Below are 19,266 nucleotides of genomic sequence, written 5' to 3' on the forward strand. Positions count from 1 at the left end.
TTTAAAGACGCCTTTCGAGGCGTCTTTTTTTTGCCAACGTTTTAGTTGCATATTTTGCTTTAATAAAGCCGCAATATTGCATATAGTGAATTAAGAACAATTTAAAAATATCAAGAAAACTAAGGGGATAGCTTATGCAATTTAGAGGACTGACACTGTGTTTATCGGCAATGCTACTGAGTGTGTCTGTTTCAGCTGCACCAATGCCAAACAGCATTGTGGTGAAAGACAAAGCCATTGTGCCTATTCTAAAAACTGAAGTGATTCGTACAGTGACAGGTGAAAAGCCTATACGCCATGTAGAAGCCACGATTTTTGAAGTGAGCAATCAGGGTAAAGATATTGTGGCAAAGGAAGTTGTTTTTGATGATGATCAAGCACAGTTTTCAGAGAAACAATTGGGTATTCCTGTGATTCAAAAAGGTGGGGTGATTGTACCAACCTCAAAAATTGAGTTGAATAAAACCCTAAAGCAGGATGGTAAAGTCATTTCTGAAGTGAAAACGATTGATGCAGAAGGCATGGAATATAAGCAGGGGCAGGCGCCAATTCATCGCACATTAAAACTGGATCGGGTCAAAACGCCTGAAAGCAAAGAAACAGTTTCTCATGCTGTGTTTACTGAAGATGGACAAACCACAAGAGATGTCGTGCTTTTGGAAGAAGATGTTGCTGAATCATCTATTCAGCCTTAAGTCTTTTACAGAAATACCTTCATCTTGCTGTGCTTGGTAACAGTTTTTTCAAAGTTGTTACCGCAATATGCACTAAGCTGAGAGCGAATAGACCGAGGGGGAGTGATCACCATGAAAAAAGTATTGAGTGTATTGGCAGTTGCAACTGTATCGACCATGTTAATGGCGGGTTGTGAGAGCATGAGTTCAAATGACCAACGTATTGGTGCAGCAGCATTAGGCGGTGCCGTTGGTGGCGCAGCGGGTAACAGCGTAGGTGGTAGTGTTGGTGCAGCAGCAGGCGCAGGTGCAGGTGCAGCAGTTGGAAGTAAAACCCAAGATGGTTCTAACCGTAACGCAACCTATAGTGGAATTGGCGGTGCGATTGGTTCAATTTTAGGTAAAGAAGTGATAGGTGGTAATGCAGGCGCTGCAATCGGTGGTGCTGTTGGTGGTGGTGCTGGTGCAGCCATCGAGCAAAAGCGTTAATCTGAATACGAACAGCCATGCCATCCTACTGAAGTATTTATATTTCAGTACATCCAACGCAGAGTCTTATGATTCTGCGTTTTTTATGCGCTAGCTGAAAAATTAATGCGTTTGGATAAATTGATTGACTGCTTGAGTATAAGCATTATTTTGTCCCAATGACTTGTTGATTTCAGCATGTGAAAGTCGGACAGGCAATAACTGGGTTTGAGTTCCGAATTTCTGTGCTTGTTGAATAAATTGTCGAGCTTGAGTACAGGGTTGATCTGCACGGATGGTTGAGCACACCGCGAGAAATGCAGGTAAAGCTTGATGTAGCTGAGCTATCGGAGAAAGGGCTTTCCAGTTGGAAGGTTGATCACCAAAGGCTTGATCATAAAAACGTGCATGACGTGTTTGCATTATCTTTTCTATATCATAAGCCGCGCTATCTAAAGCAACTGTAGCACGCCAAGGCTGTGGCTGGGGTGCCAGCCAATGGGGGCGAACGGTTAATAGACTGACCAGGTGTGCGCCCGCAGAATGTCCCATCAGCACCAAGCGTTTTGAGTCAGCATGCCAATGCGGTGCCTGATTTTGGATATAAATAAGCGCTTGGGCGATATCCTGAGTTTGCTGCTGTACGGTCACATCTGGAACTAATCTATAGTTGATAGACACAAAAATCCAGTTTTGCTTGGTCCAGTAACTCAGCTTATTTTTGACCACAGCAGCATGATTTTTATCACCCATTTTCCAAGCACCGCCATGGACCATCATCATGAGCGGGGCTGGTGTTTGATCTGTGAGTACTTTGGCAGGGAAATAGACATCCATCACTTGTTGAGGATGAGATCCATAAGCCACATTTTTCAAAGTCTGGACTTTGGTAAATGTATTCGGCACCAAAGCATGGAGGGATGTCGATGAATAGAAACAAAGTAGGGAAAAGATTGGCACAAGATTTTTTTTCATTTTAATGATCCTTTAATTTTAAATACTATCAATGTTTATAATTTTTATGATCCACTGATGTATCAACAGTAATACGTTAATTAATTCATACCTGCTCAAAAAGAGTAGAGAAGTTTGTCGGTGACATTGATCTTTTTGTCTTTTGATTAAAATAATATTACCAACAACGCAGAATCATTAGATTCTGCGTTTTTATGTGAGCTAAAAATTACGTTGCTACGGCTTTGGGCTTTTTACGTCGGATATATAACGTTTTATGCACTTCTGCAATTCGTACACCTGATTCATCGATAATATTGAGCGTATATTGACGTGTCAGAGGAGCATAGTCTTCTGCGATCTGTTTGATTTCCTCGACTTCAGCGGCACTCAGGCGAATATCGGCATACACCGTACTGCGTCCTGGGGCGAGGAAATGAATCGTTGCCGCTTTATCCCAAACAATATATGTTGAACCCAAGTGATGCATCAGAATTAACATATAAAAGGGATCGACCATGGAATAGAGACTGCCGCCAAAATGCACCCCGACAATGTTTTGATTTTTGCGGGTCAGTGGCATTTTGACACGGACATGGTGGTTGGCTAAATCGATTTGATCGATTTCAATGCCTGCACCCCGATAGGGTGGATAGCGATTTAAAAAGTATTTGGAAACGATAGGAAGTTGCTGTAATTTTTTGATGAGATTCATGTGATATTTCATAGAGCCTAGAGCAGATTGTCTTTTATATTAGTATGAAATTTAAGCAAACCTATGGCATATTTTGTTATTCTCAACAGCAATCGTGTCAATAAAAACCAACAGGATGTTTATGCAAGCGCAAACGCAATGGATTGAAACCTCTGATCGACAACAGCTCTATGTCAAAACTTGGGGCGAAAAAAAAGCACCTGCACTGATTTTGGTGCATGGCTATCCAGATAACCAAGAAGTCTGGGAACGGGTGATTGCCGTGTTGGTGCAAGATTTTTATGTGGTGAGTTATGATGTGCGCGGTGCGGGACAATCCTCCATTCCTAAATCCATTCGTGCCTATAGCTTGGCTCAATTGGCTGCAGATTTAATGACTGTTGCTAATGCCGTTTTGGGGCAGCGTGCATTTCACTTGGCAGCTCATGACTGGGGTTCAATTCAGTCTTGGGAAGCAGTGACGGATCCAGAATTAAAGGGACGAATTTTATCGTACAGCAGTATTTCAGGCCCATGTTTGGATCATGCAGCGTTCTGGATGCGTAAGCAGTTTTCTGAAAATAAAATTAAATTTTTCAAACAAATGCGTAAATCTTGGTATATTGCTGCCTTTCAACTTCCTGCACTTGCGCCTACAGTTTGGCAGTTCTTTCAACCTGAACAATGGCGTCAGGTAGTGATGCGCTTAGAACGCGATCAAGATATTCCGGTCAATCCTAATATCCGCAAAGATGGGCGCTATGGCGTCAATTTATATCGTGCCAATTTTATCCCACGTTTATTAAAGCCGCGTCAACGTTATGCAATTTGTCCTGTGCAAGCTATTGTCTTGAAATATGATCAATTTGTGGGTGCTGAATTGATTGATGAAATGTCGCTTTGGGTAGATGATTTTCAACGTGTAGAGTTGGCTGCCAATCATTGGGCAATTCTTAGTCAGCCACAAGCTGTTGCTACAGCTATCCGTGACTTTGCTTATAAGCATGAAAATCAGTGATTTTTGCTTGATCATACTTAGATTCATTTGTCGGAGTTGAATGTTTGGTCAACTCCAATCTTCATAATCTCTGATAAAATAGCTTCTTTTTTGAATTTCATCTCTTATGTTCGCAATTCTTGCTGCCATTGCAATCATGTTCGGATTGTCGTTGGCTCGTGTGCCTGTGGTTTTTGCCTTGGTTATTGGTGCAGTTTCAGGTGGTTTACTGGCTGGTTTAGGCTTACAAGGCACTTTAGATGCGTTTAATAATGGCTTAGGTGGTGGCGCTAAAATTGCCCTTGCTTACGGTATTTTAGGTGCATTTGCTTTGGCTTTGGCACGTTCAGGTTTGCCTGACTTATTGGCCTACAAACTGATTCGCACTTTAACAGGTAGCAGTAATACTAAGGTACAGAACCGCGTTAAATATCTGATTTATTTTACTGTGGCTTTGGCAGCGGTATTTTCACAGAACTTAATCCCTGTACACATTGCATTTATTCCTGTATTGATTCCACCTTTATTAAGTGTTTTCAATCATTTAAACTTAGACCGTCGTGCAGTGGCTTGTTTGCTGACTTTTGGTTTGGTTGCCACCTATATGTTTGTTCCTGTCGGTTTTGGTGCAATCTTCCTGAATGATATTTTGGCGCACAATATCAACACCTTTGGTGCTCCGTATGGTTTTGCCATTCAAAATGAAGATATTCCTTCTGCTATGTTTATTCCTGTATTTGGGATGTTTATTGGTCTATTGTTTGCGTTGTTTGTGAGCTATCGTAAGCCTCGACATTATCAAGATGTGCAGGTAGAGCGTACCCAAAGCATTTCGAGTGAGCTCAATGCAAATACCGCCGCGCCAACCCTACAAGCGCCTCAGATTGCAAAATTTACCTTGTGGATGGCAGTGTTTGCGATTATTGCAACCTTGGCGGTGCAATTGTATTCAGATTCGATGATTCTGGCAGGTTTGGTGGGTGTTGCCATTTTAAGCTGTGCGGGAATTTTCAAATGGAAAGAAGCAGATGATGTGATCATTACAGGTATGCGTATGATGGCACTCATCGGCTTTATTATGATTGCTGCACAAGGTTTCGCTTCAGTGATTGAAGCGACTAATCAAGTGCCTGCTTTGGTAGAAGCGTCGGTGGAATGGATTGGCAATAGCAAAGCTTTGGCTGCATTTTTAATGTTATTGATTGGTTTGTTAATCACCTTGGGGATTGGCTCATCTTTCTCTACCGTGCCTATTTTAGCGATTATTTATGTGCCTTTATGTTTGCAGTTCGGTTTTAGCCCTGCAGCAACCATTGCGATTATTGGTACAGCAGCAGCCTTAGGAGATGCGGGTTCTCCAGCATCGGATTCAACCTTGGGGCCAACTTCGGGTTTAAATATGGATGGGCAGCACGACCACATGAAAGACAGTGTGGTACCGACTTTTATTCACTTTAATATTCCACTGATTATTTTTGGCTGGATTGCAGCGATGGTGCTGTAAATCATCACCAAAATTTGTAAGCACACGTGTTCAGAATAGGTTGGGCACGTTGCAGCATCGTGCTAAAACGACAAGAAGAATCTTTCTCAAATTCATCCTTGCATCTGCCGATTGAATCTCAATACACGATTTAAAATCTTCAAACAGAATGATTCATTTTCGTTGTAATTAACTTCTAATATTAGAATGAAGATGATTTTAATTCTCTTTATTTAATTTTAATAATTTTTATTGATTTTCTATGATTTAAAAATAGAAAATTCTGAGTGAATTAATCAATTTAAAATAAATTTGTTTAATTTTTAAATAAATATAAGATGTATTTTAAATAGATATTTTAATTTAATTTTAAATAAAATTGAGTAATATAGTCGGGAAATAATAATATAAACTTTATTAATTAACTAGGGTTTTAAAACCAAGTAATTTGGTCTATTTAAAGTAAATTTATATAATAATGAATGAGTTGTAAAATAATTTAAAATATATGTTTAATATGTGTTGCATATTAATAGCAGTCATGTTTAATATTAATTAAGCGTTAAGATTTTTATTCTAAAGGTGGTTTTAAAATGTTAAAGCAAGTTGCTCTAATTGCATTAATGGGTATGTCTGCTTCTGCAATGGCTGGTCAATGGCAAGTTAAAGTTGGTGGTTCTGTTATTTCTCCAACTGCTGATACGAATGTTACAAACCCTGCACTTGGTACTTTTGAGGCTGACCATGAATATGCATTTACGCCTTCAGTAGAATATTTCTTTAATGACAATATCTCTACAGAGCTTTTATTGGCTGCACCAATTAGTCATGATGTAGCTCTAAATGGTAATGATGTTGTAAAAATTAAGCACTTACCGCCAACACTAACTGCAAAATATCACTTTAAAAACTCAACTGGTTTTACCCCATACATTGGGGTGGGTGGTACAGCATTTGTTGCTTGGGATGAAAAAACGTCAGGTGCTTTAGCTTCTTTGGATGTAAAAGTTAAAGAAGACTTTGGTTTTGCAGGTCAAGTTGGTTTTAACTTCCAGCCAGCTGATGCGAAAAACTGGGGTGTGTTCTTTGATGCACGTTATGCACAATTGAGTCCAGAAGTAACTGCTAAAACGGCTGCAGGTGCAACGGCGGCTAAGTTTGATTTAGACATCGACCCAATGGTGTATACCATCGGTTATAGCTACAAATTCTAATCATAAAACGTAGCTCTTTATAATAATAAAAATCAGCGCAACCCCATCTTTATGATGGGGTTTTTTATTGCAAAAAATAACAAATGAATCGAATGAAAAAATTGAGTGCATGTGCCATGTTCATTTACAGTCTGAAAGATAAAGTAAAGAACGATAAAGAAGGAATTGATTCATGTTGATAAAATACGGTTGGCTTGTGGGTGTTGGTTTAATGCTGAGTGTCGCGGGGCATGCGGCGAGTTTTTCTTGTGAGAAAGCCAAAACACAAACGGAGTATGCCATTTGTGAACATCGTGCGGTTAATGATGCCGATGTGAAAATGGCAACCACCTATCGTATCGTCAGCCGTTTGGTCGCCATGGGGACGCGTTCACAAATTCGTGATGAACAATTTCGCTGGTTAGAGTTGCGTGATCGTTGTGGCGCTTCCGTCGATTGTTTAACCCAAGTGTATAATTTGCGTCAGCAGAAATTAGAGGATCATTTAAATCAGGTCTATCAACGTGCACCTTTTTAAATTTTTCTGGGTTTAGGCTTGAAAAATTAGGCAATCACTCCAATTCATTAACACATCCAACAATAACCATGTTTATGAATTTAAGGAGTGATGAATGAGCGAGCACAGCCAAAAACACAGTTTCCAAGCCGAAGTGGCGCAGTTATTACATTTGGTGACCCATTCTCTTTATTCCAACCCTGAAATTTTCTTGCGTGAACTGATTTCTAACGCATCGGATGCCTGCGACAAATTACGTTTTGAAGGCATCAACCATCCTGAATATTATGAAAATGATCCAGATTTACGTGTGCGTATCCGCTTAGATCAAGACAAGAAAACCCTGACCATTTCAGACAATGGCATTGGTTTAAGTCAGCAGGATGCGATTGAGCATTTGGGTACCATTGCCAAATCGGGCACCAAAGACTTTATGTCAAAATTGACGGGCGATCAAAAAGCCGATGCGCAATTGATTGGTCAATTTGGTGTGGGTTTCTATTCAGGTTTTATCGTGGCAGATAAAATTACTGTGGAATCACGCCGTGCAGGATTGGCTGCAGATGAAGCCGTGCGTTGGAGCAGTGCGGGTACTGGCGAGTTTGATGTCGAGCAAATTCACAAAGCAGAACGGGGTACCGATATTATTCTGCACTTGCGTGAAGATGCGCTGGATTATTTAGAAAGCTACAAAGTTAAGCAGATCATCAATAAATACTCTGATCACATCAGTTTGCCAATTCAAATGCAGAAAGAAGTGTGGCAGCAAGAAGAAGCCGCTGAAGGTGAAACACCGAAAGCAGGTCAGTATGTGAAAACTGATGAATGGGAAACGATTAATTCGGCCAGTGCGTTGTGGACGCGCAATAAAAACGAAATTAGTGAAGAACAGTACATCGAGTTTTATAAAAACCTCAGTCACGATTTTGACGCACCATTGGCATGGGCGCATAACCGCGTTGAAGGCAGCACTGAATACACTCAGTTGTTGTATGTACCAAGTAAAGCACCGCACAACATTTTTACTCGTGAAGCCAAAGCGGGAATTAAATTGTATGTGAAGCGCGTATTTATTATGGATGAGGCAGACAACTTGATTCCTAATTATCTGCGCTTTGTGCAAGGTGTGGTGGATAGCGCCGATTTGCCGTTGAACGTGAGCCGTGAATTATTGCAAGAAAGCCGTGATGTGAAAACCATCCGCGAAGGCAATACCCGTCGTGTGTTGACCATGTTGGACAATCTGGCCAAGTCTGAAGATGAAAAAGAGCAAGAAAAATTTAAGCAATTTTATCAAGAATTTGGTTCAGTCTTAAAAGAAGGCTTAGGCGAAGACTTTGGTAACCGTGAGCGTATCCTGAAATTATTACGCTATGCCACTTCAAGCAATGATGACATCAGTACCTCATTGGCGGACTATAAAGCGCGAATGAAAGAAGGTCAGAAAGCGATTTACTACGTTACTGCAGATAACCTGAACGCAGCAAAGCATTCTCCACAGTTGGAGTTGTTTAAGAAAAAAGGCATTGAAGTGTTGTTGATGGCAGAACGCGTAGACGAGTGGGCGATGAACTTTGTGCAGGAGTTTGATGGCACGCCAATGCAAAACGTATCTAAAGGTGCGGTTGATTTAGGCGATCTACAAGATGCTGAAGAGAAGAAAGCTTTAGACGCGGCTGCAGAACAATTTAAACCTGTGGTTGAGCAATTGTCTGCATCTTTAAGCGGTAAAACCAAAGAAGTGCGTGTGACTACACGTTTGGTTGATTCCCCTGCTTGTTTGGTAACAGGTGAAGGTGAACTGTCACCACAATTGATTCGTATGTTGAAGGATGCAGGGCAAGCTGTACCTGATATGAAGCCAATTTTGGAAATCAACCCAGAGCATCCTTTGGTGAAAAAATTACAGGACTCCAATCAATTTGATGATTTGGCGCATGTGATTTTTGATCAAGCTGTGATTGCTGAAGGTGGCTTGCCTGAAGACCCAGCGGAATATGTGAAACGTATTAATAGCTTACTGTTAAAGTAAGTCTGCTTTCGCATGAACATGATCGATGATGCGTTGTACAAATAATGCATCGTCATCTTGCAAGATCATCTTGCAAAAAAACCAAGTCCTGTTCGCAAGACTTGGTTTTTTAATTTGGCTTGATTGTAGATGTTACCTGTTTAGAAAATGGCTTCTAAACGCACTAAAGCACCGAGATAATGATTACGATCTGCGCGATCATCATTTAAATAATTGACATCGCCCTGAATAAAGAACCATTCACGTAAAAATGGTTGACGCCAAGAGACAAATGGCCCCCAACGATTTAAACGTAAGTCATCATCGTGATAATAACCGCCTGTATAAATGCCATAGTTAAAGCGGTTGCCTGCAAAGAATTGATGTTGTCTAAAGGTGTAGTTGTCCCAAACCAAATCATCATCTTGTTCATCGGCATAGGTCAGGCTAAATTGATTGGACAAGAAAGCCTGATTGGGGCGTGCGTGCGTGAGCTCCAAGTTGGTTCTGAGATAATTTTCACTGTCGATGCCATAACGATAAATTTGTTCGGCATGAAAAGAGAAATCATTTTCCAAAGTCCAGTCTTTAGAGGCTTTTAAACGCAGATAAATATCATCGCCAGAACGTACCCCTAAATCGACATCTGTTTCAAAAGGTAGACGCTCGGCAAAGTTCGACCAACGTAATGCCAGAGAACTGTTGTCTTCACGGCTACGTTTGCTGTCTACAGTTTTGTCTGCATCATGCGCTGGGTTTTCGTTGGTAATGGCGACGTTATTTTGCAATTCGTTATCGAGCGAGTCATCACCAAAGACCACACTGAGTTTATTTTCAAGCGTAGGCAGTTTGATTTTCCCGCGAATACGAGGTTTGACTTCATATTCATTATACTTATCCCAACTGCTATCGACCAAAACCCGCAAAGTGGCTGAGGCAGGCTGTTCAGGACTTGGTTCACCAAACCAGTTATCCAGTTTATGTGCTGTTTTATCTGCCCAATTGCGAATATTTTTTTGACGTTGATCGAACCAAGTTAAATGTTCCGTTTCTGCGGTGGCAGGTACAATGGGTTCATTGGATTGTTCGGGTAACACCGTCGGTGTAGCATCAATCCAACGTGGAATCGTGTAATAAAAACTGCTTTTATCTACTGCACTTGGCGGAGCGACAGGCAATTCATAAGGTGGCAGTGACGTATGGGCTTGATCCACTGCTTGAGTTGATTCTTGTGCAAAAGTGATGCCTGCGACCCCACTTAAGAGACAGCTTAATATAAAAGGCGATGTGTGCTTTATTCTTGACATTATTTACTGATCTTTAAGCCATTTTTGTTAGTGTTGAAAATCTATGAGATAAAAGCAAGACTTGGCTACAAAATCATAATATAAACGGCAGTTTTTAGGCAGAAACCTCTTTTTCTTGATACATTTGAAGTGCTTGGCATAACTGCAAAGCATCAATCGGTTGCTGTAATTGGGAGATGACTTTTTGAATCATTTGCCAACTAATACCTTGTTGTCGATCTAATAAAATGTGCGGTATAGCTTGTTCAGTACGGGACAGTTGTAAGCGCTTTTGACCATGAATCACACGAATTTTTTGTCGTTCTTTCAGTAAAATCAAAGGGGTATGACTCTGTGCTTCACTTTCTTCAAACTGAATAAACTTAGTAGTTTGAATGTGCTGTATCGGAATGAAAGGAAAATAATGCTCTTGCTGCCACACGATTTGAGCATCATGACTATAGCATTGAAAAAGCTGATCGAAATCAAATAAATGTTCTTGTAATTTTTCCCAAGAAATTTCACGTATTGCTGCAATTTCATGTTCAAACTGTTGGCAAAAGTTTTGAGTCAAACGAATCGCTTGCATTTGATCTAATGCGCCAAGCAGTACCACATATTTAATAAAGCGTCCTTGCGTATTGGTTTGTTCTGCCAAATATACCGCACGCGCCAACACCTGTTGCTGATCTTCTTCGGGATCAGACAAATGCACCAATACATCGGCATATTGCGTGACTTCTGGCGCTTCAGGCAAAAAGACCCGATACAACTGTGCTGACTCATTTTGGCTAAGATTGAGCGCAGAAATGGGGCAACTATATTGGCTTAACAATAGATTATAAGCTGGGTTGACGCTTGGTTTTTGCGTGCCAGCCGTCATCTGGGCAGTATCTATTGTCGTTGCATCAGGCTGAGTTATATCCAATGTTGCATTGGAAATGATCGTTTGGTCTGCTGTCGGTTCAATTGTAAGTTCATCTTTAGCCACGTCCAAAACTTGAGTATCAGACGAGGTAACTTCTTCTGTAGCGATGTGGTCTCTAATAAAGTCAAATTGAATTGGCGAATCTACAGCTTTATTTTCTTCCAAGTCTGCAGTGACAAAGACTGGCTGAGTTTGAGCAGCTTCTAGCACAGCAGCTTGCTTGAGTTCTGCATCGGTTTGAAGGCAGTGATATTGTTGCTGCTGTTCCAACATCCAGCGATAGACCTGCTCTAAATCTTGAAACTCACTTAGTAAAGCAGTGCGGTCAGCAGCAGGAATTAACCAAATTTGCCAACCTGCTCTCGGTTGATACAAAATCGCCCAACCTGCTTCAGGCTGTTGATAAAGTACTGTTTCAAGTGCTTCAAGTTGTGTAAATACGCCACGAAAAGATTGTGCATATAAACTTTGTTCTGCAAAAGTTACCGCAGTTTGAATTGGATTTTGTGAGGCTTTAAATGTGAGCAACTGTTTTTGAAAAATCGGTTTATCGCACAGCATAAAAATTTCTTTAATGCGTGCTTTGGCTTTGGCTGTTTCATACAGACTGAGTCTTTTATGCGTTAAAGCATCAATCAAGTCGTGTAATTCTTTAATCAACAGTGATTTTTCTAGTGTATTCATTGATGCATACTTAAATATGTTGTTGTGCTTTTTCCAAATAATCTGCCAAGACAATATTCAGAGCCAATTCAATCAATTTATATTCTGCCGATTGTGGTTGAGGATAGCGTTTGGCTAATTCGATTAAATGGCTGACCTCAATCGCTTGAGGTGGAATTTTTCTTTGTATAAGTGCTTGAAGTTGTTGCATAGGCATCTGCTATAGCAATGAAAAAAATCACTTTAATTATATGGATTTAATTAAAAAATACATGCTAAAAATTGTCAGCTTTTGTGCTTTTTTAGACATTATTGACAAAAAATGCGCTTTTTATATGAAAAATAATCAAAAAAATTTAAATCGCAGTGCCAAAAAAGTATTAGCAATTGGGTAGAACACAGTTTTTAGATGTTGCATGGACGATTTAAAGCAAATTTAGCATTAGAAAAACAAACAGCAGCCTGCTTTAGACTGCTGTTTGGGGAGAGAAATGGGAGAGATTAATACAGCTAAAATTAGTGGATAAAACGCGTAACTTAAGCTGCCTTTTGCGAAGTTGGTTCATTTACAACAGCTTCAGATGCAGCCGATTCTGTATTCACTTTTTGAGTTGGAAAATCAGGTACATGCACAATTTGAGCAGATACATTTGCAGCAATTGCTAAAAGTGAAACCATCAAAACAGATTTAAACATATTCATGGGAATATCCATCCAAAGTGTTAATGTCTAGGCAGAAGAATAGACATCGTAGGGAGATCAAACGAAATAAAAAATTCACATGAATCATAACAAAGTTTAAAATTTACAAAATGATCATTTCGGCAATTATTTTAAAAATAGCAATATAAAACAATATATTAGAGTTTTAGCTCTAGTTTTTTTGTAGGCTTAAATGGTTGAGATGTCTGCAAAATTTGTATTTAGATAAGTCTGAAATGCGGGTGAATGGTGACAGTTTTTGACAGTGTGAAATCATGTAATGTTTTGGCTGTGATTGGTTAAACAGTCTAAAAATGCGGTTTTTTTAATCTATGATGGAATTCCAATAACGATAAAGGACAGTGAGAAAATCATGGCAATTGCAAAAGTAGTTGAAGTTAATTCAAGCAGTACAAAAAGTTTTGAAGACGCGATTCAGACTGGAATTGCTAAAGTGACAGAAACAATTAAAAATGTCCAAGGGGCGTGGATTAACGAACAAAAAGTGGTGGTTAAAGACAATCAAATCACGGAGTATCGGGTCAATTTAAAAATCAGCTTCTTGGTTGAATAACACCTCGCTTCATTAACGAAGCATAGTAAGATGACAACTAACCGAAGCATGGTTGCGGGGCAAAGCTGGAACTTTGACCCATTTTAAAAGCACAAAAAAATCCCGTAATGGGATTTTTTTGTGCGTCTAATCAGCCGGAAGAACACTATTCAGCCTTGTCTGTATTTCAATCTTAAGCTTTAGGTTCAGATACATCGCATTGTTCTGCATCGCAGCTTGCTGCATCTTCAAGCTCTAGCTCGCTTGCTGTTTCAAGGGCTTTTTGCAGAACTTGCACAAAAACTTCGCGTGGCTGCGCACCTGCTAAAGCAATACGCTGATCAAATACGAAGAACGGTACGCCAGTGACGTTTAATTGTTCACGTGCAACTTCTTGGTCAAATTTTACAAAGTCGGCATATTCGTCAGAATCCAAAACATCATCCACTTCTACAGGGTTCAGCCCAATACGTGATGCAACATCTTCTAGTGTTTCACGCTCGCCAATTGCCAAACCTTGAGTCATATAGCTATAGAAAAAAGCTTCTTTGGCTTCGCTGCCCAAGCCTTTACTTTGCGCCAAATGCACCAAACGATGGGCATTAAAGGTATTGCCTGAATTGGCATTTTCCCATTGAAAGTCAATGCCTTCAGCTTTTGCCATTTCGGCAATATTACGCTGCATGTCTTCTACTTCGGCAAGGCTGCGCCCATATTTTTGTGCCAAACGCTCTGAATTGGACACTTCCTGACGCGGTGGCGCATCTGGATCGAGTTCAAAACTGTGCCAATGCACTTCTAATTCTACACCTGCTTCTTCAGCAGCAGCCTCTAAACGTTTTTTGCCGATATAGCAAAACGGGCAAACAATATCTGACCAAATATCAACGCGCATGAACAATCTCAAATTCTGTTTTTTACTAAGATGGGGATGTTACATAAAATTTAAAGCATAAAGCGATGCTAAACTTATTTTTGAGCATCTGGTCAAATAGCGTCATGGATACAGAATCATATAAAGGCATAAATGAATTGATTTATTTCACTATATTCTAATGGCTGCATTAGAAAATAAGCATAAAATGCTATACAAATGTGACAGGCTTCACGCTAAGATATTGCAAATACTAAAAAATAAGAGGGCACGCATGCGACGTATAGTGCTAATTATAGGATGTGCAACGCTGCTGATTTTTGGCGGGATGTTTTATCAATATCAACAGCAGCAAAAACAAGTCACTCAATTGCATGCTTATCAAAATGTGATTTATGAAAAAGCCGAACAAATTTTTGTACAGGCACAGGATTGGTCTAAGCCGATTCAAATTGACTTAAAAGATAATCGTTTAGATGGCGACTATCAAATTATGGCGAGTTTTGTCTTGAGTCACATGGTGCAAAGTGCCGAAGCGCGCAATAGCTATTTACGTGAATTAAAAGCCTTGAATTGGGATCAGTTTTTAGATCCTCAACGACTTGCTGCAGATAAAAAACAAGACTATGCTGATACCGAAGCCATGTTGGTGCAAGTACGTGCCATGGTAGAGCTGTATCAGGAACATTTAGAACAGCATGAAGCGATGGCTTTGGAGCAGATTGAGAATCTTGAAATCAATCATAATTTGCGCCGTCATTTAGCAGAATCTTTGCTAGAAAGCCGCCATAATGACCAAGGACACGCATTATTTGAATTGGAAAAGAAAAATTTGGGTAAGGCGTATGTGTTGTTTGCAATTTTAAAAAACAATAAATGGGAGCTCAAAAACAATACCTTCATGTTCTATGAAGATGCAGCCTTGAAAGAATTTAATGCGGTATATCAAGAGATGGTGCAGCTCAATACGCAAATGCAAGAGATCACTCAGCAGCATCAGCGGGCACTGGAAAGCAAGTTGTAAGGTCTGGCAAATCCTTACATCAAATTGTCAAAAGAATGTCATCTGCCGTTCAAATCTCTTGCCTAAACTGTGCCTGTTGATTTAATTGCTCAGCTAGGCAGGTCCAATATGAACAGCATTCAAGTCTTTGATGATATTCAACAACTGTATTTGCAATTCTTAGAAAATAAAAACTACCCGAAACTCGAAAATTTAAATAATTGGGGCAAGAACCGTTACTTCTTTAATCAGCACTTTCGTTTGGTTGAAGATTGGCATCAGACTGAACAAATTGTGATTGAATTTAATCAACAATATTATTGCTTGGATACAGGCAGCGCCCCAGACTTTATGGATAAAGAACGCTATATGACATGGTTGATGGGGGAGTTGTTGGTTTAAGCCGTGCAGGTAAATCACAACTGATCAGCCATCTAGTCTTCAAGATAACAATGCAAAAGAATAAAATTTAAAAATTAGAACAGCTCAAAACAACAAAATAAAAAATCCCCGCATGATGCGAGGATTTTTTTATTACGAAGACTTTTTACACACGCTCAATAATTGTCGCGATACCTTGACCAAGACCGATACACATGGTCGCAAGACCAATTTGCGTGTCTTGTTGTTCCATCACGTTCAACAACGTGGTGGTGATACGCGCACCTGAACAACCCAATGGGTGACCGAGTGCAATTGCACCACCGTTCAAGTTCACACGATCTTGCTGATCATAAATGCCTAAGCCTTTTAGAACAGATAGACCTTGTGCAGCAAATGCTTCGTTTAATTCAAAAGTTTGAATGTCGGCAATTGACAAGCCCGCACGTTTAAGTGCTTTTTGCGTTGCAGGTACTGGGCCATAACCCATGATTGCTGCATCACAGCCTGCAACGGCCATAGAGCGAATCACCGCACGTGGTTTCAAACCTAATGCTTGTGCACGTTCAGCAGACATAAGCAACATAGCAGAAGCACCATCAGACAATGCTGAAGATGTCGCCGCAGTTACGGTACCGCCTTTCGGATCAAATACAGGACGTAAAGCTTGGAATGCTTCAAGGTTAGCATCTGGACGAATCACTTCGTCGATGTCGCAAAGCTGTTTAAAGCCGTTTGCGTCATGGCCTTCAATGCCAATGATTTCGTTTTTAAAACGACCTTCTTGCGTTGCAGCCCATGCACGACGGTGTGATTCCACACCAAAGGCATCTTGCTCTTCACGAGAAATACCGTTCATGCGACCCAACATTTCAGCAGTTAAGCCCATCATGTTTGAGGCTTTGGCATAGTGCTTCGATGCAGCAGGGTTGATGTCGATACCGTGCATCATGCCCACATGGCCCATGTGCTCTACACCACCAATGATGAAAATATCACCTTGATTGGTTGCAATTTGTGCCGCAGCGGTGTGGATCGCTTGCATTGAAGAACCACACAGACGGTTTACAGTTTGACCCGCTACTGTTTTTGGAAGATCAGCCAATAACGCAATATTACGACCAATGTTCATACCTTGTTCTAGGGTTTGGTTAACACAGCCCCAGATCACATCTTCAACTTCGTTAACATCAAACTGGTTACGAGCAACTAAAGCACGAACCAATTCAGCCGATAGACTGTCAGCACGTACATTGCGGAACATACCGTTTTTGGTTTTACCCATTGCTGAACGTACGCCATCAACGATGACAACGTCACGTGGATTTAAAGTAGCCATTCACGTTGCTCCTTAACCGTAGAATTTTTTGTTGTTAGCAGCCATGTCACGCAACATTTGTGGCGCTTCATAAGCTTTTCCTAAGTGTGCATATTTGTCGCAAAGCGCAACGTATTCAGCAACACCTGTTTGGTCGATGTAACGGCATGGACCACCGCGGAATGGAGGGAAACCTACACCCATAATCATCGCCATATCTGCTTCAGATGGTGTCGCTACAATGTTGTCTTCTAAGCAACGAACAGTTTCGTTACAGAAAGCCAGCATCATACGGTCAATGATTTCTTGTGCATCAAATTCACGTTTTTCAGCAGTTGCAACAGATGCCACAAGCTCGTATGCAGTTGGATCAACCACTTTGGCTTTTTTGCCTTTGCGATCCAATTCATATTTGTAGAAACCAACGTCATTCTTTTGACCAAGACGTTTGTTTTCGTACATGACTTGGATAGAGCCTTTGTAGTCAGGCTTCATGCGGTCAGGGAAACCTTCTGCCATAACTTCTGCACCGTGAACGCCCGTGTCAATACCGACCACGTCCATTAAGTATGCAGGGCCCATTGGCCAGCCGAATTTTTCCATGACTTTGTCGACTTGTTGGAAGTCTGCGCCATCTTTAAGTAATAAGTCGAATGCACCGAAGTAAGGGAACAATACGCGGTTCACCAAGAAGCCTGGGCAGTCGTTTACAACAATTGGTGTTTTACCCATTTTTTGAGCAAGAACAACAGTGGTAGCAATCGCTTCAGCAGAAGTTTTTTCACCACGGATTACTTCAACCAATGGCATCATGTGCACTGGGTTAAAGAAGTGCATACCGACGAAGTTTTCAGGACGCTCTAGGTTTTCAGCCAAACGCGTGATTGAAATGGTCGATGTATTCGATGCAATAATCGTGTTTTCACGTACTTTAGATTCAGTTTCTTTCAGTACAATGCCTTTGATTTTTGGATTTTCCGTCACAGCTTCAATCACGATATCCACTTCTTTAAACTCGTCGTAGCTTAAAGTTGGACGGATGCGTGCCAAAGTTTCACCCATTTTTGCAGGGGTTAACTTTTTACGTTCAACTTGTTTGGTCAATAAGCCATTGGCTTCTTTCATACCCAAAGCAAGTTGCGGATTACCAATGTCTTTCATGATGATTGGTGTGCCTTTGCTTGCCGCTTGGTAAGCAATACCACCACCCATGATACCTGCGCCTAGAACAGCCGCTTGGTTGACAGGGTGTGCACCTTTTTCATATTTCTTAGAAGTTTTCTTCACCACTTGGTCATTGATGAATAAACCAATCAACGCACCTGCTTGTGGCGTTACTGCAGCTTTTGCAAAACCAGCCGCTTCAGCTTGAAGTGCTTCATTACGTGACAAGCTTGCACCTGCTTGTAAAGAATCAAGCATGAGTTTTGGCGCAGGGTATTGTGCAGGGTTTGCTTTTGCTAGTACCGCACCTTTTGCTGTGTTGAACGCCATCATTTGTTCAAGTGGGTTCAATTTAACAGGGTCTAACTTTTCCTGACGTTTTGCTTTCCAGTCCAAACGGCCTGCAATGGCTTGTTTAACCAAGTCCAGCGCAGCATCTTGCAATTTGTCTGCAGCAACTACGGCATCTACAGCGCCATCTTTGAGTGCAGCATCAGGACGTTTAGGGTTGGCCATTGCCATCCATTCAACCGCATTGTCGATACCAATAACGCGGCTTAAACGAACCGTACCACCAAAGCCTGGGAAAATACCCAGTTTGATTTCTGGTAAGCCCACCTGTGCCTGATCTGACATCACACGGTAGTCACATACCAAACACATTTCAAAGCCACCGCCCAATGCCATACCATTGATTGCAGCAACTTTAGGAATGTCTAAATCTTCAAAAGCATTGAAGATGTCGTGAACAGGCAATGCCCAATCCACAATGGCTTGTTCACCTTGAGCGAAGTTTGCGCCAAATTCGGTGATGTCTGCACCCACGATAAAGGTTGATTTCGCAGAAGTGACGATTAAACCTTTCACTTCATTGTTTGCTTTAACAGCCTCAATCGCAGCTTTAAAGTCTTCAATCGTTGCACGGTTAAATTTGTTGACCGACTCACCTTGTAAGTCAAAGCGGAATTCTGCAATTCCGTCCGAAAGCATTTGGACGGTAATGGCATTGCCAGCGTGGATCATGCCTGATCTCCTTTATTTTGGAGGACTTCTAAGTTGATGTTATGAAGCGTGTGCGATAGTTCTGCACACATATATGCCTCGGTAATCTTACGATAACTATATCTAAAAAAAATATAGCAAGTTGTATCAAGCCGTGACGCAAGGGTCATGATTTTTCTCACAGCGTGGAATTGCTTTTTGGCCCGATTTTAAAATTCTTTTTTTAAAACAAGATGAAAGTGATTGTTTTCTATTTTATTTTTAGTCGTGTTGTAATACTTTTACGACGTGGAAGAGCTTGAAAAGTAGAGCCTTCAGTGGGTTATTTTTGGCAGAAAAGTCAATCCTTTGTTTGGCTGGTGGCGTTTTAAAGCGTGAAGCAGGGTGGGTATGGAGAGCGA

19 protein-coding genes are annotated in these 19,266 nt (G+C 40.8%); 10 read left to right on the top strand and 9 right to left on the bottom strand.

Going from position 1 to position 19,266, the window contains the following annotated elements:
* The first annotated feature begins 134 nt into the window (after positions 1 to 134).
* Together FTU35_RS07475 and FTU35_RS07480 are read left to right on the top strand one after the other, a co-directional pair.
* Positions 135 to 695 (top strand): hypothetical protein, encoded by a 561-nt coding sequence (locus tag FTU35_RS07475; RefSeq protein ID WP_179989537.1) that lies wholly within the window; start codon positions 135 to 137, stop codon positions 693 to 695.
* A 111-nt stretch (positions 696 to 806) separates the two neighbouring features.
* Positions 807 to 1,163 (top strand): DNA transfer protein p32, encoded by a 357-nt coding sequence (locus FTU35_RS07480; RefSeq protein ID WP_167845717.1) that lies wholly within the window; start codon positions 807 to 809, stop codon positions 1,161 to 1,163.
* 102 nt (positions 1,164 to 1,265) lie between these two features.
* Here the strand turns inward: FTU35_RS07480 and FTU35_RS07485 are convergent, their stop codons facing one another.
* Together FTU35_RS07485 and FTU35_RS07490 are read right to left on the bottom strand one after the other, a co-directional pair.
* Complete coding sequence (locus FTU35_RS07485) at positions 1,266 to 2,117, bottom strand: alpha/beta hydrolase (protein WP_096902328.1); 852 nt, start codon at positions 2,115 to 2,117, stop codon at positions 1,266 to 1,268.
* Between the two features lie 208 nt (positions 2,118 to 2,325).
* Positions 2,326 to 2,811, bottom strand: coding sequence for a DUF4442 domain-containing protein (locus FTU35_RS07490; protein ID WP_131260963.1), 486 nt, complete (start codon positions 2,809 to 2,811; stop codon positions 2,326 to 2,328).
* A gap of 121 nt (positions 2,812 to 2,932) precedes the next feature.
* On the opposite strand from FTU35_RS07490, the gene FTU35_RS07495 reads away from it, so the two are divergent.
* The 5 genes from FTU35_RS07495 to htpG all read left to right on the top strand — a co-directional run bounded on the left by FTU35_RS07495 (position 2,933) and on the right by htpG (position 9,012).
* Positions 2,933 to 3,808, top strand: a complete 876-nt coding sequence (locus tag FTU35_RS07495; protein WP_131260961.1) for an alpha/beta fold hydrolase — start codon at positions 2,933 to 2,935, stop codon at positions 3,806 to 3,808.
* Positions 3,809 to 3,914: 106 nt separating this feature from the next.
* Positions 3,915 to 5,291, top strand: coding sequence for a Na+/H+ antiporter family protein (locus tag FTU35_RS07500; RefSeq protein ID WP_180064635.1), 1,377 nt, complete (start codon positions 3,915 to 3,917; stop codon positions 5,289 to 5,291).
* 572 nt (positions 5,292 to 5,863) lie between these two features.
* The gene (locus tag FTU35_RS07505; protein ID WP_136144749.1) at positions 5,864 to 6,484 is read left to right on the top strand and encodes an OmpW family protein; all 621 of its coding nucleotides are present in this window, start codon (positions 5,864 to 5,866) and stop codon (positions 6,482 to 6,484) included.
* A gap of 172 nt (positions 6,485 to 6,656) precedes the next feature.
* The gene (locus tag FTU35_RS07510) at positions 6,657 to 7,001 is read left to right on the top strand and encodes a lysozyme inhibitor LprI family protein (protein ID WP_136144750.1); all 345 of its coding nucleotides are present in this window, start codon (positions 6,657 to 6,659) and stop codon (positions 6,999 to 7,001) included.
* A gap of 94 nt (positions 7,002 to 7,095) precedes the next feature.
* The gene (gene htpG / locus FTU35_RS07515; protein ID WP_180064636.1) at positions 7,096 to 9,012 is read left to right on the top strand and encodes a molecular chaperone HtpG; all 1,917 of its coding nucleotides are present in this window, start codon (positions 7,096 to 7,098) and stop codon (positions 9,010 to 9,012) included.
* A 140-nt stretch (positions 9,013 to 9,152) separates the two neighbouring features.
* On the opposite strand, the gene FTU35_RS07520 is transcribed toward htpG, so the two are convergent.
* From FTU35_RS07520 to FTU35_RS07535, 4 genes are all read right to left on the bottom strand, one after another.
* Entirely contained in the window at positions 9,153 to 10,298 is a 1,146-nt protein-coding gene (locus FTU35_RS07520) for a hypothetical protein (protein WP_180064637.1), read from the bottom strand.
* A 94-nt stretch (positions 10,299 to 10,392) separates the two neighbouring features.
* Positions 10,393 to 11,889: a hypothetical protein gene (locus FTU35_RS07525; RefSeq protein ID WP_180064638.1), complete on the bottom strand. Its 1,497-nt coding sequence runs from the start codon at positions 11,887 to 11,889 to the stop codon at positions 10,393 to 10,395.
* A 10-nt stretch (positions 11,890 to 11,899) separates the two neighbouring features.
* Complete coding sequence (locus FTU35_RS07530; RefSeq protein WP_004975807.1) at positions 11,900 to 12,079, bottom strand: hypothetical protein; 180 nt, start codon at positions 12,077 to 12,079, stop codon at positions 11,900 to 11,902.
* 326 nt (positions 12,080 to 12,405) lie between these two features.
* On the bottom strand, positions 12,406 to 12,570 hold the full coding sequence (locus FTU35_RS07535; protein WP_019836107.1) for a hypothetical protein: 165 nt from the start codon (positions 12,568 to 12,570) through the stop codon (positions 12,406 to 12,408).
* 373 nt (positions 12,571 to 12,943) lie between these two features.
* Between FTU35_RS07535 and FTU35_RS07540 the strand changes: the two genes are divergently transcribed.
* Positions 12,944 to 13,144: a dodecin family protein gene (locus tag FTU35_RS07540; RefSeq protein ID WP_004975809.1), complete on the top strand. Its 201-nt coding sequence runs from the start codon at positions 12,944 to 12,946 to the stop codon at positions 13,142 to 13,144.
* 172 nt (positions 13,145 to 13,316) lie between these two features.
* Here the strand turns inward: FTU35_RS07540 and FTU35_RS07545 are convergent, their stop codons facing one another.
* Complete coding sequence (locus FTU35_RS07545) at positions 13,317 to 14,018, bottom strand: DsbA family protein (RefSeq protein WP_004975810.1); 702 nt, start codon at positions 14,016 to 14,018, stop codon at positions 13,317 to 13,319.
* Positions 14,019 to 14,271: 253 nt separating this feature from the next.
* Here FTU35_RS07545 and FTU35_RS07550 point away from each other — a divergent pair, with 253 nt between their 5' ends.
* On the top strand, positions 14,272 to 15,021 hold the full coding sequence (locus FTU35_RS07550; protein ID WP_104852942.1) for a hypothetical protein: 750 nt from the start codon (positions 14,272 to 14,274) through the stop codon (positions 15,019 to 15,021).
* A gap of 108 nt (positions 15,022 to 15,129) precedes the next feature.
* Positions 15,130 to 15,402: a hypothetical protein gene (locus tag FTU35_RS07555; RefSeq protein WP_004975814.1), complete on the top strand. Its 273-nt coding sequence runs from the start codon at positions 15,130 to 15,132 to the stop codon at positions 15,400 to 15,402.
* A gap of 145 nt (positions 15,403 to 15,547) precedes the next feature.
* On the opposite strand, the gene fadA is transcribed toward FTU35_RS07555, so the two are convergent.
* Positions 15,548 to 16,720: an acetyl-CoA C-acyltransferase FadA gene (gene fadA / locus FTU35_RS07560; RefSeq protein ID WP_004975824.1), complete on the bottom strand. Its 1,173-nt coding sequence runs from the start codon at positions 16,718 to 16,720 to the stop codon at positions 15,548 to 15,550.
* Between the two features lie 12 nt (positions 16,721 to 16,732).
* Positions 16,733 to 18,886 (bottom strand): fatty acid oxidation complex subunit alpha FadB, encoded by a 2,154-nt coding sequence (fadB, locus tag FTU35_RS07565; protein ID WP_154321126.1) that lies wholly within the window; start codon positions 18,884 to 18,886, stop codon positions 16,733 to 16,735.
* Positions 18,887 to 19,266 lie beyond the last annotated feature (380 nt).

It is taken from the genome of Acinetobacter sp. YH12095 (assembly GCF_013419245.1).
In the GTDB taxonomy this organism is placed as follows: Bacteria; Pseudomonadota; Gammaproteobacteria; order Pseudomonadales; family Moraxellaceae; genus Acinetobacter; species Acinetobacter towneri.

Coding starts and splice junctions, on each gene's coding strand:
- FTU35_RS07545 (WP_004975810.1), bottom strand. CDS start 14,018: ATGCGCGTTGATATTTGGTCAGATATTGTTTGCCCGTTTTGCTATATC.
- FTU35_RS07510 (WP_136144750.1), top strand. CDS start 6,657: ATGTTGATAAAATACGGTTGGCTTGTGGGTGTTGGTTTAATGCTGAGT.
- FTU35_RS07540 (WP_004975809.1), top strand. CDS start 12,944: ATGGCAATTGCAAAAGTAGTTGAAGTTAATTCAAGCAGTACAAAAAGT.
- FTU35_RS07500 (WP_180064635.1), top strand. CDS start 3,915: ATGTTCGCAATTCTTGCTGCCATTGCAATCATGTTCGGATTGTCGTTG.
- FTU35_RS07505 (WP_136144749.1), top strand. CDS start 5,864: ATGTTAAAGCAAGTTGCTCTAATTGCATTAATGGGTATGTCTGCTTCT.
- FTU35_RS07490 (WP_131260963.1), bottom strand. CDS start 2,811: ATGAATCTCATCAAAAAATTACAGCAACTTCCTATCGTTTCCAAATAC.
- fadB (WP_154321126.1), bottom strand. CDS start 18,886: ATGATCCACGCTGGCAATGCCATTACCGTCCAAATGCTTTCGGACGGA.
- FTU35_RS07530 (WP_004975807.1), bottom strand. CDS start 12,079: ATGCAACAACTTCAAGCACTTATACAAAGAAAAATTCCACCTCAAGCG.
- FTU35_RS07555 (WP_004975814.1), top strand. CDS start 15,130: ATGAACAGCATTCAAGTCTTTGATGATATTCAACAACTGTATTTGCAA.
- FTU35_RS07520 (WP_180064637.1), bottom strand. CDS start 10,298: ATGTCAAGAATAAAGCACACATCGCCTTTTATATTAAGCTGTCTCTTA.
- fadA (WP_004975824.1), bottom strand. CDS start 16,720: ATGGCTACTTTAAATCCACGTGACGTTGTCATCGTTGATGGCGTACGT.
- FTU35_RS07535 (WP_019836107.1), bottom strand. CDS start 12,570: ATGAATATGTTTAAATCTGTTTTGATGGTTTCACTTTTAGCAATTGCT.
- FTU35_RS07525 (WP_180064638.1), bottom strand. CDS start 11,889: ATGAATACACTAGAAAAATCACTGTTGATTAAAGAATTACACGACTTG.
- FTU35_RS07475 (WP_179989537.1), top strand. CDS start 135: ATGCAATTTAGAGGACTGACACTGTGTTTATCGGCAATGCTACTGAGT.
- htpG (WP_180064636.1), top strand. CDS start 7,096: ATGAGCGAGCACAGCCAAAAACACAGTTTCCAAGCCGAAGTGGCGCAG.
- FTU35_RS07495 (WP_131260961.1), top strand. CDS start 2,933: ATGCAAGCGCAAACGCAATGGATTGAAACCTCTGATCGACAACAGCTC.
- FTU35_RS07485 (WP_096902328.1), bottom strand. CDS start 2,117: ATGAAAAAAAATCTTGTGCCAATCTTTTCCCTACTTTGTTTCTATTCA.
- FTU35_RS07480 (WP_167845717.1), top strand. CDS start 807: ATGAAAAAAGTATTGAGTGTATTGGCAGTTGCAACTGTATCGACCATG.
- FTU35_RS07550 (WP_104852942.1), top strand. CDS start 14,272: ATGCGACGTATAGTGCTAATTATAGGATGTGCAACGCTGCTGATTTTT.